The sequence below is a fragment of the Candidatus Neomarinimicrobiota bacterium genome, from assembly GCA_016784545.1.
GTDB lineage: Bacteria > Fidelibacterota > UBA8477 > UBA8477 > JABMPR01 > JABMPR01.
Genome location: JADHUM010000012.1, coordinates 48,601 through 67,182, shown reverse-complemented (window position 1 = coordinate 67,182; position 18,582 = coordinate 48,601). Strand labels below are relative to the sequence as shown.

Annotated in this window: 10 protein-coding genes; 6 read left to right on the top strand and 4 right to left on the bottom strand. The window is 44.6% G+C overall.

Features of this window, described 5'->3' with window-relative positions; all coding sequences use genetic code 11:
- Positions 1-68 precede the first annotated feature (68 nt).
- Complete coding sequence (locus ISR87_04430) at positions 69-3,305, top strand: VCBS repeat-containing protein (protein MBL7024682.1); 3,237 nt, start codon at positions 69-71, stop codon at positions 3,303-3,305.
- A gap of 79 nt (positions 3,306-3,384) precedes the next feature.
- Here the strand turns inward: ISR87_04430 and ISR87_04425 are convergent, their stop codons facing one another.
- Both ISR87_04425 and ISR87_04420 read right to left on the bottom strand, forming a co-directional pair.
- Complete coding sequence (locus tag ISR87_04425) at positions 3,385-4,965, bottom strand: S8 family serine peptidase (protein MBL7024681.1); 1,581 nt, start codon at positions 4,963-4,965, stop codon at positions 3,385-3,387.
- 231 nt (positions 4,966-5,196) lie between these two features.
- A complete protein-coding gene (locus ISR87_04420) occupies positions 5,197-6,087 on the bottom strand; it encodes a hypothetical protein (protein MBL7024680.1) in 891 nt (296 codons plus the stop codon).
- Between the two features lie 169 nt (positions 6,088-6,256).
- Here ISR87_04420 and ISR87_04415 point away from each other — a divergent pair, with 169 nt between their 5' ends.
- Together ISR87_04415 and ISR87_04410 are read left to right on the top strand one after the other, a co-directional pair.
- Positions 6,257-8,203 carry a DUF3857 domain-containing protein gene (locus tag ISR87_04415; protein MBL7024679.1) on the top strand — a complete coding sequence of 649 codons (1,947 nt, stop codon included), beginning with the start codon at positions 6,257-6,259 and terminating at the stop codon, positions 8,201-8,203.
- A 1-nt stretch (position 8,204) separates the two neighbouring features.
- On the top strand, positions 8,205-10,040 hold the full coding sequence (locus ISR87_04410) for a DUF3857 domain-containing protein (GenBank protein MBL7024678.1): 1,836 nt from the start codon (positions 8,205-8,207) through the stop codon (positions 10,038-10,040).
- A 61-nt stretch (positions 10,041-10,101) separates the two neighbouring features.
- Here ISR87_04410 and ISR87_04405 read toward each other — a convergent pair whose 3' ends face one another.
- Positions 10,102-11,793: a T9SS type A sorting domain-containing protein gene (locus ISR87_04405; GenBank protein MBL7024677.1), complete on the bottom strand. Its 1,692-nt coding sequence runs from the start codon at positions 11,791-11,793 to the stop codon at positions 10,102-10,104.
- A gap of 236 nt (positions 11,794-12,029) precedes the next feature.
- Here ISR87_04405 and ISR87_04400 point away from each other — a divergent pair, with 236 nt between their 5' ends.
- The 3 genes from ISR87_04400 to ISR87_04390 are packed head-to-tail and all read left to right on the top strand — an operon-like array spanning position 12,030 to position 15,045.
- Positions 12,030-12,899 carry an alpha/beta fold hydrolase gene (locus ISR87_04400; GenBank protein MBL7024676.1) on the top strand — a complete coding sequence of 290 codons (870 nt, stop codon included), beginning with the start codon at positions 12,030-12,032 and terminating at the stop codon, positions 12,897-12,899.
- A gap of 7 nt (positions 12,900-12,906) precedes the next feature.
- On the top strand, positions 12,907-13,629 hold the full coding sequence (locus tag ISR87_04395) for an energy transducer TonB (GenBank protein ID MBL7024675.1): 723 nt from the start codon (positions 12,907-12,909) through the stop codon (positions 13,627-13,629).
- Positions 13,630-13,662: 33 nt separating this feature from the next.
- Positions 13,663-15,045 (top strand): tryptophanase, encoded by a 1,383-nt coding sequence (locus tag ISR87_04390; protein ID MBL7024674.1) that lies wholly within the window; start codon positions 13,663-13,665, stop codon positions 15,043-15,045.
- 145 nt (positions 15,046-15,190) lie between these two features.
- On the opposite strand, the gene ISR87_04385 is transcribed toward ISR87_04390, so the two are convergent.
- Positions 15,191-18,238, bottom strand: coding sequence for a S8 family peptidase (locus ISR87_04385; protein ID MBL7024673.1), 3,048 nt, complete (start codon positions 18,236-18,238; stop codon positions 15,191-15,193).
- Positions 18,239-18,582 lie beyond the last annotated feature (344 nt).

Genomic DNA, 18,582 nt, shown 5'->3' with positions numbered 1-18,582 from the left:
AGCCCCATAAATTGATTAAAAGTTTGGAGTAGGATTCAAAAGTTTTAATCGTAAAGAAATGGGTTCCCATGATGAGCAAACATTTTTTTAGCCATGTAGCAGTACGTCATATCTGGTTAGTTCCCCTCCTGGTCATTCTAATGGCGAGCAGTCTTTGGAGTGCCGATGGTCTACGCGATATCCGCCAGCTGAAGGATCTGGGCGATCTTGATCACGATGGCAACAATGATTTTGGAGCTATTCGAAATACAGCCCGTAATGGTTCAGAGCTGATCGCATTTGAAATGAAACCAGATGGAAGTTTTGATATAACCTGGCGCTTTGCCTTACCGGAAAACCTGGTTGGCGAGTGGGCTGATTTCACACTAACAGACTTGAATTTGAATGGCCGACCCGAAATTGTGGCCATAACCAAATTAATTTCTGCTACGGCAGGTAACACTGCCCCCTGGGTGTATGGTTTTGAATGGTCTGGAAAAGATTTTGATTATGTCCCCACCTTTCAATGGGGCTGGACACCTGATAATGGTCTCTATGCACGTCCAACTCAGATTAAAGCAGGTGACGTTGACAACGATGGCCTCACAGAGCTCATTTTTTCATTAAGCGCCCCCCAGGCCAATCTTCTGATCGTTGAGTTTAAAGGCGATCTTAGTTCTTCAAATATCCAGATTGAATATGCCGGGATGCCAAAAGAGATGACTCGTGTACCCGCTTCAATTCTCGTGGCTATCAACGATATTGATCATGACAAAATAAAAGACATCGTCCTCTTTCAAAAACGAGGAGACAAACTGAGTGTGGCTGGGATTTTTTCATCAGGGGAAGATAGATACACAACCCGCGACCTGGCGGATGTGAAACTCCTGGCTGGAGCTGGTGAAAGAGTGAGCGCTTCTGGTATTGCCATTGCCGACCTGGATGGTTCAGGTCTTGAAAAAATTTATCTCGGCAGCTCACGAGGAAATGTTTACCAATACAATTCCACTGGGGGTGGTAAACTGTGGAAGTCATTCTCTAGCCCTGTCAATCAACTTCTATTTTCTGAAATAGATGGTGATGAGTATACGGAATGCCTGCTTCGTACCGGTGATAGAGTACATTTTCTGGAACAGAACAAAAAGACCGGAGATTTTGAAAGCTTTGCACCCCTGTTTGACCAAGAGGTCTATGCTTCAAGTGCCCTGCCCTTCCATGATGGGCTCTTGCTGGAGAAATCCGGCCCTTATCAATTCATGGCCATTGCCCCTAATGAAGAGGATGCTGAAGAAGTAACCGACATGGCAGAAGAAGTGGATGAGTCAGCACCCACCATGGAAGAGGAAGCACCAGCACCCATAACAGCTGAATCTGAACCTGAGGTTGTTGAAGAAGTTCAAGCCGCTCCAGAAATACGCAGAAAACCCAAGTCACCAGATGTAATCCTCCATGCAAACGAAAGTTTTGTTCATGCGATTCCACGCCAGGAGGAGATCGATCCAGGCCAGGCCTATGTCAAATTCAAGACCTACCCAGTAGGCATGCGTCTTGGTAAAGATTTTATCCTGAGATGGAACCCTGGTGAGGATCAACTGGGATATCATCAGATTTCCTATTCATTTGGGCAACAATTGGATACGGCATTTACCCTTTACGTAAACCATATCCCTGAAATTTTTTCAACGCCGCCACCCCTGGCTCAAACGGGACAACAATATCTTTATCAGGTTCAGTTGGAAGATTTGAACGAAGAGCAGTATTTTGAATTCGAATTGATCTCGGCCCCAGCAGGTATGCAGGTCGATGAAGAAGGGCTGGTCCGCTGGCTCCCAAGCGACACCCAACTCGATTCGCAATATGTTACCTTGAGCGTTAGCGATGGTTTCGAGAGAGTTTTACAAAAATTTACGCTTTATGTGAATATCCTACCCCTGGTTCTTGAAAAACCAGGCCCAGTCGCTTTCATCAACGAGCCATATATCGGACAAGTCAATATTCAGGACAAAAACAGCAATAACAGTGCACGACTGATCCCACTGCGGACACCTAAAAGTCTGATCCTTGAATCTTCGGGGCGAATCACCTGGACACCAGAATCTCAACAGACTGGCTTCCATGATATTCTCTTTGAATTGACTGATGATATGTCCTCCATGCTGGATTCATTCACCATCTTTGTCAACACACCACCCATCATTATCTCAAAATATGAAGAACATGTCCCTGTGGGTAAACCCTGGAACTACAAGGTCGAGGTCAATGACCCCAACAACAACCAGGACATCAGTTTTCTGCTCTCTGAGAGCAGCATACCCAATTTGACCATCAGTCGTCGTGGACAGATCACCTGGACACCGACTGAGGCAGAATTGGGTAAGCAGAATTTTACAATTTCCGTAACTGATGGTCTGAGAGATGACTTGCAAAAGGTAACCGTATATGTAAACGGGGCTCCTGTTCTGGGCAGCGTGAGCGACACACTTGCCACAGTTGCCCGACCCTATACCACCTCGCTACCAGTTACCGATCTGAATAAAGATCAAAAATTAAGTTATGCATTTCTAACTGCTCCCAAGGGGATGAAAATTTCTCCTGCAGGTCAAATCACATGGACCCCAACCAAAACTCAAAAAGGTTGGAATGAAATTTTTGTAAAAGTTTCGGACAAGTACAGTTCAGATACTTACAAATTTGCCGTCTATGCCAATGCACCACCAGTGATCGTATCTAAAGCAGATACAATGGCTATTGCCGGTCAGGAGTATGTTTATGAAATCAAGGCTCTAGACTTAAATACTGACCAGCAACTGGTTTATAAAGTATTTGATGCACCAACTGGTGTTCATCTCGTCGATGGTTCCGTTGTAAAGTGGACCCCGGGAATTGACCAGATCAATCAGGCCCAATTCAAGGTAAGTGTGACTGATGGATACATCACAAACGTGCAAACTGTACAACTCTTTGTAAATGCCTTGCCGGAAGTCACTTCCACCCCGTCACCTGTGGTTCTCATGGACCGTGAGTATCGCTATCAGATGTCTTCACGGGATCTCAATGAAGATAGAATCAGGTATACCAAGATACTTTTGCCCAATGGTGCTGAGATGAACGAAACAGATGGTCTCATTACCTGGGTACCTGATGGCTCCAACGATGGTGCCAATAAGTTTATCATCGAAGTGACCGACTCACGAGGCTCCTCAAGCTATCATGAATTTGAAGTGAATGTTTTTCAGGATCCCAAAGCACCCATTAGACAAATGGGAGCCTTTTTGATTACTTTGGCGGGAATCGGAGCCATGTTTATTATGAAATTCCTGTACTGATCCTACATCCAAACAGGATAAAAAACCCATCGACTTCCGATGGGTTTTTTTTATACCTGGAATTGAAAGCTAGGTATCATTACTGCAGTATTAAATTAATTATCCGGACCAGATCCTGGACAGTGACATATGAGTCATAATTCATGTCTCCAGCAGCAATGAGTTCTGGAGTAGATTCAATATTACCCAGAATCAAATTGACCAAGATTACCACATCCTGAATATTGACCGTATAATCCAGATTCATGTCTCCTGAGCCAGAGGGCCATAGGGAAGCTGCCAGAACAGCATGATGGAGGTTCAGTCTTCCCCCTGTGACTGTGATGCCTTCTAATGAGGCCAGGGGGTCAACAGAGGTCAACAATAATGATTTAAAGACTTCTGATGCAAGCGCAGGGCTGTCTTCATAATACTGGGCAAGCGCAGGGCTGGCAGCGGCATGCATAAGTGCCACAGCACCTGTCACGTGGGGTGTGGACATGGAGGTTCCATATTTAGTGGAGGTGGTTCCATTGTAATTGGTGGATATAATGCCGAATCCAGGTGCAGCTAAATCAATGGAAACTGCTCCGTAGCCGGCACTACTTACTTTTTCATCATCCCTATTGGAATTGGTCACTGTGATTAAATAGGGGGAGGAACAGCTTGTGGGTAAATCGCCAGACACATCAACATCGACGTTGGTATTTGCCGTTGATGCAATAGACAGGATGCCAGCCTCTCCCATGGCGTTATACATATCATTCCAAACTGGATAATCCATGGAATCGCAAGAGACATAATTGGCACCGAAACTTGAATTTGCCGTGACAATAAAAGCGCCCTCTAATCCGCCTGAATTCGACCAGGCCAGTTTTTGTTCAAGGACATAGCTATATGCTTCCATGGCTATTGCTGTGGTAGAGCTCGCTCCAGCTACAATCATGAGTTGAATATTCCAATTTATGCCGGCGACTTGATTAGCATTGTTGGTGTGAGCACCCACGGTACCAGAAACGTGAGTACCATGGCTTGCATCCAGATTTGTCTGGGGAATAGTTCCATTATGAGCATAGGCATTCCAACCCAATGAATCGTCAACCCAACCATTCCCATCATCATCAATTCCATTGCCTAATGTGTCGAAAGGATTTGACCAGAGATTGGCTTGCAGGTCAATATGGTCAAGATCGCAACCCCCATCAACAATGGCAGCCACAATATTTCTTCCCAAAACCGTCTGACCTCCCGTGCTGATTTCCCAGGCTTCCGGTGCGTCAATATCAGCATCTTCGGTTCCAGAGGGATTACCATTTGCGTCAAAACCTGTATTATGGAAATTCCATTGTGATGTGTATAGCGGGTCATCTGGGGTGGTGCGTAAACTTAGCAGATGATTGTTCTGGGCATATTTGATTTCAGGTACATCCTCAATCCTGCGTCTGGCTTTCCCGAGCTGGTTTTTGCTCAGGTCAACTCGCAGTAACCACAAATTCAGGGGCCTACTCACCTGTCTTACAATCTCAAGATTATCATTCATGAGAATAACTTCAATGTCTGCCCGGGTTAATCCCTCATCAAAACGTACAAGTAGTTCATCTTCGACAAATAAAGCACTTCCTCCGTAAATAAGATTTACGATGGTAAGTGAGAATAATATGGTTCTTTGCAAGTAAGTCATAGCAAACTTTATTTCTCTAAACTAACCCTCAAAATCCTCCAGGTAGGTGACCCACCACACAATCAGATTTTGATTAGATGAGTAGTATAATCATGATTCTGGGAAAAGAGGGGTCTTTTTTTTGATGAGATATTGGTCAAAGATAGAGCGGGAAAATATTTGATTAATATGGAAATAGAGCACGAATGAGCGCAAAAATGGTGATCTAAGGCAACTAGGATGGGAACTTAGTTAAAGATGATAGGCAACTGAGATTTGGCTGATCCATCCAGCGGCACCAAAACTCTGGGTTGCAGACTCAATCAGCATTCCCTGCCAGTCAATGGCAAAACCTCCTGAAGCTCCTGCGATAAAGTCGGATTCAGTCACACCGGTTTGAAGATCAAATCGGTTTGAGTTCATACCTAGTCGGATCCTGAAATTCGGGTGAATCAATATTTCACCACCCAGGGAGAGGCTGATTTGTTCATTGAATCCATAAACCCCCTCCAGGTTGAGCCTGAGAGGCAGATGAGAGAGAATTTTTGAGCTACCTATGTGCAATTGAGTTGGAAAAGCTTCATCACTCTCACCCATTGGAACAGAGGCCAGGTAGACCCCCACGGTTAGAGAATCCTCCTGATTATGATATACCCCGCCGAGATCATAATAGAACTCACCCCTGGTATCTCCATCAGCGGCCCTAGTAAACCGCCCAACGCGACCGCCCAGACGAACTCCCTCAGAGAACTTGAAGGCATAGGCCAGCGCTGCGGCCAGCTCATGGTATCCAAAGGTACCCTGGCTAGTACCGACAATATCAGTTTTATCAAATATCCCATAATCAAAGTAGATCAGTTCTGCAGCTATGCGGTGTCTCTCCAGGGGCAGCACGCCACCTGCGGCAAAGCCCTGAATCCCCACAAGATGATTTACAAAACCAACTTGTCCCTGTAGTCCTGTAACAAAACTTGCACTGGCAGGATTGCCCTGGAGATCAAGATTTCCAGATGCATCCACAGCTCGGCTTCCACCCATTGCAGCTGAACGATTGCTGAAGGGATAAGTCAAAAGTTGGTGAGAAGGGGTTTCTGCAAGCACTACACCGACAAGCAGGAAAAGACTAAGTATAGATTTGCTCATAAGTAAGTTCATGACCTTGTAATACATGCCTTAAAATGATTTTTGTTTCCAAATAAAACACATCTTTTTATTCTTTTGTTCGCTTTTGAAATATAGTAATCCTTGTTGGAAGTATTTGATGAACTAAAATATACGCTTCGTATAGGTAAATTATTGTGAGGGGAAATCCATGAAACGTCGTTTTTCGTTGTGCTTTATTCTGTTTGTATCGCTCATTTTTGCCATTTCATCTTGTGCTCCAGCTTCACTCTTCTCTGATCATTGGGATAAAAACGAATCACCCCTATTTGAGCGAACCACATCCCCCTACGAAGACAGTCCCGATGCAGTGATAGTCTTCGACATGGAAAGAATGTTTATCGATTCACAGGAATGGGATATTGTCAGAGAACGCCATGTTCGCATCCAGATTTTTACTGAGGCAGGGAAAGAGTATGCCGATGTGAGAATTCCCTACTGGCATGACCATCGGGTAACAGAAATAAAAGCCCAGACGATTCTGCCAGATGGACAAAGAATCAAACTGGAAAATGATGATATATTTGAAGAGGGTGATCAAAAAAAATGGCTTTATAAAGTCTTTGCTCTGCCAGGAGTGGAAGACCAGTGCATCATTGAGTATCAATATAAATATCGTTCAACTTCAATTGGCACCGCCCAACCAAAATATTTCCAGAGTTATTTATATACAGAATATTCAAAATTCTCAATGACCCTGCCTCAGGGTTTTGAATACAAGGCAACAACCAGAAACCTGCCGCTGGATTATGTCACCCCAGAAAAAATTGAGTTTGACACGCCTGATCAAAAAAATATGGTTCGCTTTACCTGGGAATTTCAAGACCTGCTCCCCATTAAAGATGAGCCCTACATGTATAACCGTGAGGATCATCTTTTCTCCATAAACATGCAGATGGTTAGCTATGTTGACCCCTATAACCATATCACCTTTATCAAAGAATGGGAAGATCTGGTCAAGGTTGTCATGGAAGAATATGACTCCTATTTCAGAGGGTCAGGTGCTCTCAAAGACATGCTTGCTGAAATTATTCCCCAGGATTCAAAACGTGGTCTCCAACCGCGAGACATTTTCCTTTTTGTCCGAGATGATCTAACCAGGTCAACAAATCAAGGTCTGTGGCAGCTGAAGCAAATGAATGAGGTCATTAAGCAACGTCAGGGGTCCCGGGTTGAAAAAAACCTGTTGTTGACAGCACTGTTGCGCCAGGCGGGGTTTGAAGCAGACCCGGTACTCATTGCACGTCGTAATTACGGAGAGGTGAGTCTGGTGAGTCCCAACTTGAATAATTTTAATCATGTCATTGTGCGACTCACCGTTAACGGTAAGCTCTCACTCATGGATGCCGGATTTCCGTATTCAACATATAATCTCATGCCTTCAGCCAATTACTCCGGGGCAGGGCTTGTCGTTGCCGAGGGTGATGCCATGTTCATGACTTTTCCCACCAAAACCCCTCCCAGCAAGACCGATGTCCTTACCAATTGTCGTCTTGATGAATCAGGCAATTTGACGGGAAATTTCCAAATAAAGTCCACAGGTTTTTACGCTTCGAAAATCAGGGCTGCCCATGCAGAGTATGCCAATGATAAAAAGTTTGCCTATGATCATCTTGTTGATCACATACCAGGCATCATTGTTGACAGTCTGGTACTCAATTTGAGTCTGGATGATCTGCGCGAGCCGGTCCTGGCAACCCTCCAATTTCAAATTCCCGAATACTTTATCCCGGGGACTGATATGATTTACCTGCCCACAACATTTTTCAATGGTTTTCGCACCAATAAGCTGGTGAGCGAAGAGCGAACCCATCCCATTGAATATGACGCTACCCTGAGAATACAGGAAATTGTCAATCTGGAATTACCAGAAGACTATGAAGTGCTGGAAGTTCCAGAGCCAGCCAGCATCACAGGCCCAGGTCTGGGTTTCCAGAAACAGGTAAAACCAACTGGGAATATGGTTCAATTTATCTGGAAACACCAATTGGTGGATATTTTCCAACCTGCGGAAAAATATAAACAACTCAGACATTTTTATACGGAGGCCGTTGCCGCTGATCAAGGTGTGCTTGTGCTAAAACGCCTGGCTTCCTAGCATGGCCTTTCAACTCCCCCTGGCAGGGCTGCTCTTCTCTTCCCTCCTCATGGCGGCTGGAGGAAGCATGGTTCTGGAATCACGGGAAACTCTGACCATAAAAGACATGACGCTTGCAGAACATACCGTTTATCAAAAAATATTTATCAATGATGAGAAAGGCAAAGACCTGGCAAATCTGAGTCTTTTTACAAATGATTATATTGAACTCAAATCTGTAAAAGCGACTGTATTTGATGAGAAAGGCAAACGAAAAGGCCGCTATAAAAAGAAACATTTCAATGCAAAAAAGTCCAGTATTTACGGGATCATTGGTCATGACAATATCGCCTACAAATTAAATCTTGCCAGTATAACCCAACTGCCTTTCACACTGGAGATTGAATATACTAAAATAATCAAGAGTCTCATGTACTGGCCAGACTGGAGCCCCCAGAAAGACATACCAGTTTTGCTGGCCAGCTATACCCTCTCCGTTCCGCCTGGATATGGTTTCAGCAGTTTCAGTCCGTCTAAAATTCCCCATGATAACCCCTCAGAAAACACCTATACCTGGAGCCAGTTCGCCATCCCCTCCCGGTCAGATGAAATTGCGACACCTCCAGAAGTACATGATCGGTACCGTGTGTTTTTTGCACCAGATACCTTTAAAATCGACCAGTATTCAGGCGGTATTTCAACCTGGGAAAGTATGGCGGCTTTTTATGATGGATTGGCTCATACACAGTATGATTTGAGTCCCGACATGGTCAGTGATTTATCATTGGATACCGCTGCAAGTAAGCGGGACAGCATTGCGCTTATCTATAATTATGTGCAGAATTCCACCCGTTATGTGGGCATGGAGTTAGGGGTCCATGGCTGGAAACCACATAGTGGTCAGTGGGTGTGCGAGAACAAGTATGGGGACTGCAAGGATTTAGCTACCTTTTTTATTTCCCTTTTGAGAATGCATCATATAGAAGCTTATCCTGTTCTCATTCTCACACGGGGGAAAGGCGTAACCTACCCTGAGTTTCCCAACAATCGTTTTAACCATGCTATTGCCTGTGTCCCCCTGGAACAGGATACGCTTTGGGTGGATTGCACAGATGATGATGGCCGTATCGATATTGTTTCAGAGTGGAATCAGGGCTGTCATGTCCTGGTTGTTGGCGGGGATGGTCCCGTTCTTACTCAAACACCTGTTCAGGACCCCGAAAGTAATACCTGGGGATTCGAAGGTGAGCTTAAATTGAACTCCAACGGGTCCGCCAGAATTCAGGGTCATCTCAAATATGGCGGGAATGCCAGCAAGCAGAAGAGAAGTCAATTTCAAAACCTGGTCCCCCGGGAACAACGAGAGGCAATCCTTTCTCTTTTTGGTGAATCTGCTCCTGGAATGGGTCTGGATACCTTCATCGTGGAAAATTTCGATGACAAATATGCACCTCTCGTTATTTTTGTGGAAGGCAGTATCCCGCATTTTGCCACTCAGACTGGACGTCGGTTCTTTGTCTATCCAGCACTTCCCAGCAAAGCAGGCTGGTATGGTGAACACCCCTCCCGACGTACTGAACCGTTTTTCGCGGGTATTCCTTCTCTTTCCTCCTCGGAAATTGATATTCATATCTCCGACAATTGGGAGCTCGAATCTATACCTCCTGATGTAGATGTGAAAAATTCATTTGGGGAAATTCAACAACACATCACCGTCCAAGGCAATGATATCCACTATAGCTGGCGCAGGACCAAAGTGCAGGTTGTAATTAAGATTGAGGATTATAAGGAGTATTACGACTTTCGGTTGAAAGCCAAACAAGCTCAGGCATCACCGGTGGTTTTCAGACAACTTTAGGCCGGATATTGATGAGCCCCAACCGAAATTGGGGCTCATCATTTTGCGGATTTACGTTTTCTTATTTAAGCAACAACATCCTTTTAACTTCCTTAAAGGACCCAGCTTCAAGGCTATAGAAATAAGTGCCACTACTTAGCTCGCTGCCATCCAAATACAGATCATGTCTACCGGCAGAAAAGCGTCCGTCAGCCAGTTTTTTGACTTCACGCCCACTGATATCATAAAGAATCAGACTAACCCTGCTATCTTCAGGAAGTCCAAAGGAAATAGCTGTCCTGGGATTGAAGGGATTAGGATAATTGTCTGCCATGTAAATCTTTTCAGGAAGAAGAGGAGCTGTAACAGCAGCCTGATTTCGCCGAGCAAGGAATGTGGGATCCAATATCCCATCATTTTCACCAAAAATATACTCTGATCGAAAATAATTGGTAAGGCTACTATTTGCACAGCCAGTATTATTTAGCGGGAATGAATCTTCGTACTCAAAAAGTCCAGCAGAATTTAGTATCATAGATGCTGTTCCTCCCATGAGAGAAAATCCATCATCAAAAAGTATGGAAGATTCAAGGCTAAATTGTGCATCCATGTGGAGACCATAGTCTAATAGGCTATACTCTGTAAGCGTGCCATCGACCCGGCGGATATATACATCCTGACCAGAGTACTTATTTATTTTAAAATAGGCTAGATTGTCAGGATTGCGGTCATAGGTAATATATATTCCTGTCGCTTCATCACTATAATCATAATACTCAATTCCACCCTGGGTATGATAGGGTGTCAATCCTTCTATATCTAACGCATATGCCGATGCGCCATCCGCATAAATTCTGAAGGAAACGTCAAGGATGCCACCCGGGGTTGCTTCTTCTGAGCTACCCTCCAGATAGAACTCATCTCTGTCGCCGCTCTGTTCATCTACCCAAATGGTGTCGCAAATTTCTAGGGTGGAGATAGTTAGCACACTATCAAAATTTTCATAGGACATGCTGTATTCAGTTTCTCCTGGTGTTGGTGGAGGAATTACTTCAACGTCAAAGGAGTAACTATTATTTGTGAGATCATATTCTCCAGGGTTGGCATCAGAAATATCTACAGTAAAGGACACGGAAGCGGGCTCGTCATAACTTAGACCGGTAAATACAACCGTCGAAAGCATTCCGGCAGAGACAAATACATCTGATATTGTCATGTTCACACCATCTGCAGAAAGAGTCACATTTGCTACTGCGTCATTATCTCCCAGGAGTTCCTGGATGTTCGCATGAATACTGAAAGACTGATCCACAAAAGCAACCATGGGGCCAACATCCTCGACAATCAGATCTGGTCGCAGGGTAACCTCTACACGTGTTTTTAGTTTCACTTTATGTCGTCCAGGTCGGAATTGGGTATCGATCTTGAGTCTGGCATGCAAAGGAGCCTCGGACAGGGAGAATACAATCTGACCATTGACCAACTCTACATTCCGCTCATCGATGAGGTGACCGTGACCTTGGCCCCCCCGATCTATTTTAACTTTTAATTTTTCCAACTCTTCAGGAACAGGAAAATTTTCAGGATCACTACTTGAGATTGTAATCGTTAATTCAGTGTCCTCGGGTCCCATAAGGGCACTAACCTCCATGGTATATTCATCGTCATCATGTCCATGACCTCTACCTCCCATGACATCAGCAGGTGCTGCAATAAACAGCAGCAGCAGTACTAAGGTCAATGGAAGTTTACTTTGGGCGTTTTTGTTTTGCATAAATTGGTGCCTCCTTAAAGTGATTCCCCGGGGTACTGGCAGTCTTCTATTCGGAGCGGAAGTGATTCCCACGGATATGGGAGGAGTTCAGATAGAATATCAGAATAGACTAAGATAATTTAAGGTAATAGGCAGGTCAACGGATTAAGCGGAGGGAAAAAAGAGCATCGTTCCTTTACCTTTTAAACAACGCTAAGCTAGTATTTCAATAGGAACTACTTTAGTTTGAGAGCCTTATGAGCTTTTGGACCAGCATATTAGCCACACTTGTTTTACTCATCCTCATCACCCGATTTTTTACCATGAAAATGTATGCTCTCAAGCCCAATAAGCATGGTGATACCCCTGAAAAACTTGGCGTTACATTTGAGGAAGTCTATTTCCCCACTGAGAACGATAAATCCCTCTATGGATGGTGGATACCTGCTGCCAGCGACTCAAAACAGGCACCAACGCTTATCCTGGTACATGGCTGGAGTCGGAACCTGGGTCGTATGCTCCGATATATCCAACACCTACATCCTCTAAATTATAATCTTCTGGCTTTTGACGCGAGGCACCACGGTTCCAGCGACAGTGATGGTCATGCCTCCATGTACAAATTCGGGAGAGATGTCAAAGCGGCGGTACAATACACGCTCTCACGTGACATTGATACTGACAGCATTGGTGTTATCGGTCTATCAATTGGAGGTGCCGGTTCAACCTATGCCGCCGCCATAGAGCCCGCCGCCAAAGCTGTGGTAACAGTAGGAGCACCCGCACACCCCGTGGATGTCATGCAGTATGAATTTAAAAAGCACCATTTACCCGCTTTCATCAGATGGCTCATTTTAAAACAGATCGAAATAAAAATCGGTGTCAAATATGAAGCATTCGCTCCTGTAAATAATATTGCCAAAGCAGACGCTTCATTTCTGATCATCCATGGTGAGGATGATGTTGTGGTCCTGCCCTCTCAAGGAGAGAAAATGAATGCGGCAGCAAGGCCAGGGCAATGTGAATACTGGCCCATTTCAGGACGTGGGCATTCTGACTGTCACCATGAATCGGGTTTTTGGGAGCGCATCGACATTTTTTTTCAGACTAAATTTCAGAAAGGATAGGAAGATCATGAATTTCAAATCACGGCTAATGGCCACCTCAGTTTTATTAATTTTATCAGTTTTGCTTAGTCATTGTATTGCACCTCATAACCCGCTTGATGGCATTGATATTCCTGAGCCTGCGAATGCCGATGAGGGCTATTATTTTTTCCGGGCGGCCAGAGTCATTCGCTTCAAACAGAAAGATGAACTCTCCCAGGCCAGGTTGGATCTGGAACGGGTTATCACAGGGGATCAATACATCCTTTATCCAGAGGCTTATCCCTTTCTGGTAGAGGTTTACAATCAGCTTGAGATCAGTGATAGTTCAAGCTGGATATATCCCGAGGCCTTTGCAAAAATGGAAGCAAATCCAAAGCTTGCTGCCAAGTATACCGAGCGTTTCGAAGCCTGGCAAAAAGTCTACCCAGAATTTCCTCCAGAATTCCTGGAAAAAGATTACAAGCTCATGGATTCAGGACCAGAACCTGTGGGTGGTTTCCAACGGTTTTATCAAATCCTGGAGTACCCCGAAATGGCCCAGGAAATGAATCGAACAGGAATAAGTTGGTATGCAATTATCATTGAAGCTGATGGAACGCTTAGTGATGTTCAATTATTAAAATCCAGTTATCCTGACCTAGACGAAGCAGCCTTAAAAGCAATCAATGGCATTGACTGGGTTGCTGCCAAATACCATGAGCGGCCCGTCACCTTTCAAATCATTTTTCCAGTACGTTTTAGATTATAGATTTTTCCACCCACCAATTAAAGGGAATGAATTATGAAGTATCCACCAGAACCGTTTAGAATTAAAACTGTTGAGGCCATTGCCCGGACCACGGATTGGGAGCGGCTGGCAGTGATACAGGATGCTGGATATAATGTCTTCAATATTCCTGCAGAAAAAATCTACATCGATTTGTTAACGGATAGTGGCACCAGCGCCATGAGTGACAATCAGTGGGCTGGTATGATGAAGGGTGACGAATCCTATGCCGGTAGTAAAAATTACTTCCACTTTGAGGCAATGATCAACAAGATCTTTGGTTTCAAACATGTCATTCCAACCCATCAAGGACGTGTGGCTGAGAATCTGCTCTTCTCCACAATCCTTAAGGATCGTGAGGGTCTGGTTATCCCCAACAACAACCATTTTGACACGACTCGGGCCAATGTGGAGTACAATGGTGGGAAGGCTACTGACCTGGTCATTGATATTGCCAAAGACACCCAGATCATTGATGATTTCAAGGGCAATATTGATCTAGATAAACTAGCCAAACTCATTGACGAAGTCGGTCCTGAGAGAATTCCCATTGGCATGCTCACTATTACCAATAATTCTGGCGGTGGCCAACCCGTCTCCATGGCAAATATCCGGGGGACCTCTGAACTACTCCATAAGCATAATATTCCCTTTTATATCGATGCCTGTAGGTTTGCGGAGAATGCTTATTTCATTAAGACCAGAGAAGCTGGTTATGAGAATAAGAGCATCCTGGAAATTGCCAATGAGATGTTCTCCTATGCCGATGGTTGTACCATGAGTGCCAAGAAAGATGCCCTGGTTAATATGGGTGGTTTCTTTGCTACCAATGACGATGATCTTGCTCAGCAAATCACCAATCGTCTGATCCTGATTGAAGGATTCCCAACCTATGGAGGTCTGGCGGGTCGTGATCTGGAAGCCATTGCCAGAGGACTGGAAGAAGTCCTCCAGGAGGATTATCTGGCCTATAGAATTTCACAGGTGGAAGAACTGGGTGATAGACTCATTGAAGCCGGTGTACCCATCTTACGCCCCACTGGGGGCCATGCTATCTATCTTGATGCGAAGAACTTTTTACCTCATATCCCCCAATCTCAGTTCCCTGGTATTGCTCTCACTGTTTCCCTTTATACCCACGCTGGTATTCGAGCTGTGGAAATCGGTAGTCTCATGTTTGCCCATGATGACCCTGAATCAGGTGAGACTCTTTATCCCGATCTGGAGTTGGTGCGCCTGGCGATCCCGCGTCGGGTATACACCAATAGTCAGATGCAATATGTGGCGGAAAATATTATCGAATTGTATGAGGATAGGAAAAATATCAAGGGCTATGAGATTGAATATCAGGCCCAGGTGTTGCGTCATTTCACGGCACGTCTAAAACCACTGGGATAATCGCATATATAAAAACCCCTCACGTCCTTCGAGAGCACTTCGACAAGCTCAGTGTGACACCTCAGGAAGACATGAGGGGTTTTTATTTTTTGGGAGCCACTGTATTCGTCATCCCGAGCGGAGTCGAGGGACACAAAAACTTTTTTTATTTAAGTAGCAACAGCTTCCTGGTCTGAAGTTGGCTGCCTGCCTGGACAGTAAGTAGATAGAGACCAGCACTCACAGGCCTCCCTGACTGATTCACACCAGCCCAAACCATTTCATAGTACCCAGAATCCTGGGACTGATGATTCCATGACTGAACCTCTCGGCCATTCACATCAAATATTTTAATCTCAACATCTGAATGATCAGCCAGCTCGTATGAGATAGTGGTAGCGGGATTGAACGGGTTGGGATAGTTCTTATGAAGGGCAAACTTTCCTATCCGAAATTCAATATCTTCCAGAACAATGGAATTTGGTATATAGGCTGTTGTATAAGGAATATCAGTGAGCCGATAGTCATATTTTACGCCGGGTTTGGCGGTTTTGTCATAATAGATGTAATCCGTTCTGGAGCTGGTACTGCCCTGTCCCTGAAGACCTGGATCCTTGGTATGATCGGCGATGAATTTCCAGTCATCACTACCATTTTTGCGACGCTCAATTTTGAATCCCAAATTCTCAGTTTCACTTTCAGTAGCCCACTTCAGGACCATTTGTCCCTTGACAGTGGAAGCGTTGAAAAAAGCAAGCTCAACCGGCAGGCTGGTGTCAATAAGATCGCTTGTGGTAACTGCTGCCTTATTGGAGACGATGGCCCGCATGCGCCAGTCGCGATCTGTTAAGGCAGCCCAGCCGCCACCAAGGTCATTGGAGGAATTATTGCTAATGCTACTGGTGCTTTTCCGCAAACTGAATATACCCCCAGATGTATTGTTCAGAACAAGATGAAATGTCTCAGAGGCTAAAATGTCAACTCCGATATCCGTCAATGAAACATAATTCCAGGTATTTTTTGCCATATCAGCACAATTCATCGTCACCGTTGATCCCACTTTTGTACTTGGCACCCCACTGACATTCGTCCAGATCTCGAAAGAGACGGAGCCAGAAGCCGGGATTGTCTGATTAGGCATGAAATAAGCTCCCGTTATCTCCCCTGCATTTGTTGCAGTAAATTTCACCCCCTCCTTCACCGTGTTATCAATTAAATGAAGATCCGAAGTACCCCAAGCATCATGGGCATAAGTCTCATGATACAGTGTGGTGCCACCAATTGTATCTGCAAGCGCTTCAAATATATTTATCTTCCCATACCCCCATTTGTTATTGGGAACTGATCCTGTATAAGAATCACTGTCTGCATTATCCCGCAGGAGAGCTTTCACCTCAGATGCTGAGAGTGAGGTGTCGTAATCCAAAAGCAAAGCGACTGCTCCACTTACACTGCCTGCGGCAACACTAGTGCCCTGTTCCAGATGATATTTATCTGCTTCGATTTCGTAGGTCGAGCTCGGGGTATAATCAGTGGATGTCGTGGTAATGACCCCCTGTCCAGGAGTCATAATATCAGGTTTTTGGACCCCGCCTTCCCGGTTGGGACCATAACTGCTAAAATAGGAATGATCATCAGATTCATCAGGACTTCCAAAATTTACATAGCCTCCAGTAGACTTCCAGCGCCATCTTGCTGTGTAAGCGCCGATGGTAATAGCTGAACTGGCGGTGCCTGGAGACGTGATAGTAGAATTATGATCTCCGCCTGTGATGGTGGCGCTCATTGAACTGTAGTACAACCATGCATGATAAGTCATTGTGGAGGAAGAGTTATTGGTTAGTTGTAATGTCCAGGTACCAGCAGCCACGTGTGTTGTGGTATAGTCAGCAACGGCAAGCTCTGTCATCCTGTCTCCATTGGTATGATCAGAATCAATGATATTATTCATATCTACTATACCGTCTGTTCCAATGTATACATATCCTCCTGGATCCTGACCAGCCGTCCGCGTTTGAGTAGAGCTATTTGGAGAGACTAATGTTACGGTAACGTCATCACCATTATTCCACCATAGTTCTAACCAGAATGAATCACCACTCGTTCCTGTGTTGGATGGGACACTAATGGTAATATTCCCAGTTGCAGATGCTGCAACATCGCCGGTTACATGAATATCCTCGTTCCCAGCATTTCCCGCAGCGGCCACTGCGACGCGTCCGTCTCCTGAAGAAGTAAAAGTGTTGACGGCAGCATCGAGAGTACTGGTACCATCATGGGCATTACTCTGGCTACCCAGGCTGAGATTAACCACCACCGGTTTCCCCTCTGTAGAAGAAATTTTTTGGGCATAGGTCAGAGCATTCTTGATATCAGCATCGTCAAAACTGCCATTACCAGCTTTGACCACTACAATATCCGCTTTAGGTGCCATCCCCATGTATTTCTTAGTAGAAAGTGAAGCCCCATTTCCTGCAGCAGCTCCAGCTATTTCGGTTCCATGGCCATTGCTATCAGTTTGAAGTACAACTCCGGCTGGGGTTCCGTCAATTTCATCTTCAATTTGGGTTTTGGTATACTCAATACCATAATTGAGCCCGGCAAAGTTAGTTCCATCGCGATCTTCTGGCGTACTTGAACCAGTTGTTCCTTTTTGATCCCAAATGTATAGGATGCGACTGGTGGTTGGGGTATCAGGATCACGAAAATCAAGATGGGTAAAGTCAATCCCCGTATCTACCACCAAAATGATGACACCTGTCCCGTCATAGGCCGTACTATTTATATAACCATCCTGGACCAGATCAGCCCCAGAGAGACTTACTGCCAGATCATTTAGGGGATAGAGGACATCACCCTGGAAGACGCTGGTGACTGCGCCTAATTCAGACAATTGAAGCAATTGCTCGCGAGTTACTCTGGCCGTGGAAAAACCAGGATAGTCTGAGTTGGTTTTTATACCTGCTGCTTTAACCGCTTCAATATCGGTGCTTCGAATAGTAACAGGATATAAGACTTCCTGCGTTGGACCTTTTACTGTCCGGATTCTTGAAAGCGGAGTGTCCATTATATGTATATCTTTTGAGCTTTTCTCTACAAAAACGCTCCGTAGATCGGCTGAGAGTTTCGCCATAGAAGCTTCAGATATACTCTTTGAAAAAAGAATTCCAGGAATAATAAGAAGTAACAATGATTTAATTATTATGTTCTTCATGGAGTGTCTCCGCCCTTCAGGGGTTTTATTTTTGGTAAAAATTGATCTTAGCATCTTTTCTTTAATTTATGTCAAAGGTCATGCCAGTCATAATTTTCATCATTAAATGCCTATTTTTACTGCCTCTACCGACACTTTCAATTTAGGTGTGACAGCTCAAATTGTTAAGTAAATATTGCTTATTACTCAGTATTGTCGGATTATGGTGACAAGGTATTGCTTCTTCAGTAAGACTCCTGAATCGTGGAATAATGACCAGGACCAAAATTGTTAGTGATTTTCGAATTTCCACAGAAACAAAAAAGTGTTGTTCATAAGCCGTCTTCTTCTTGTAGTTTTAGCGC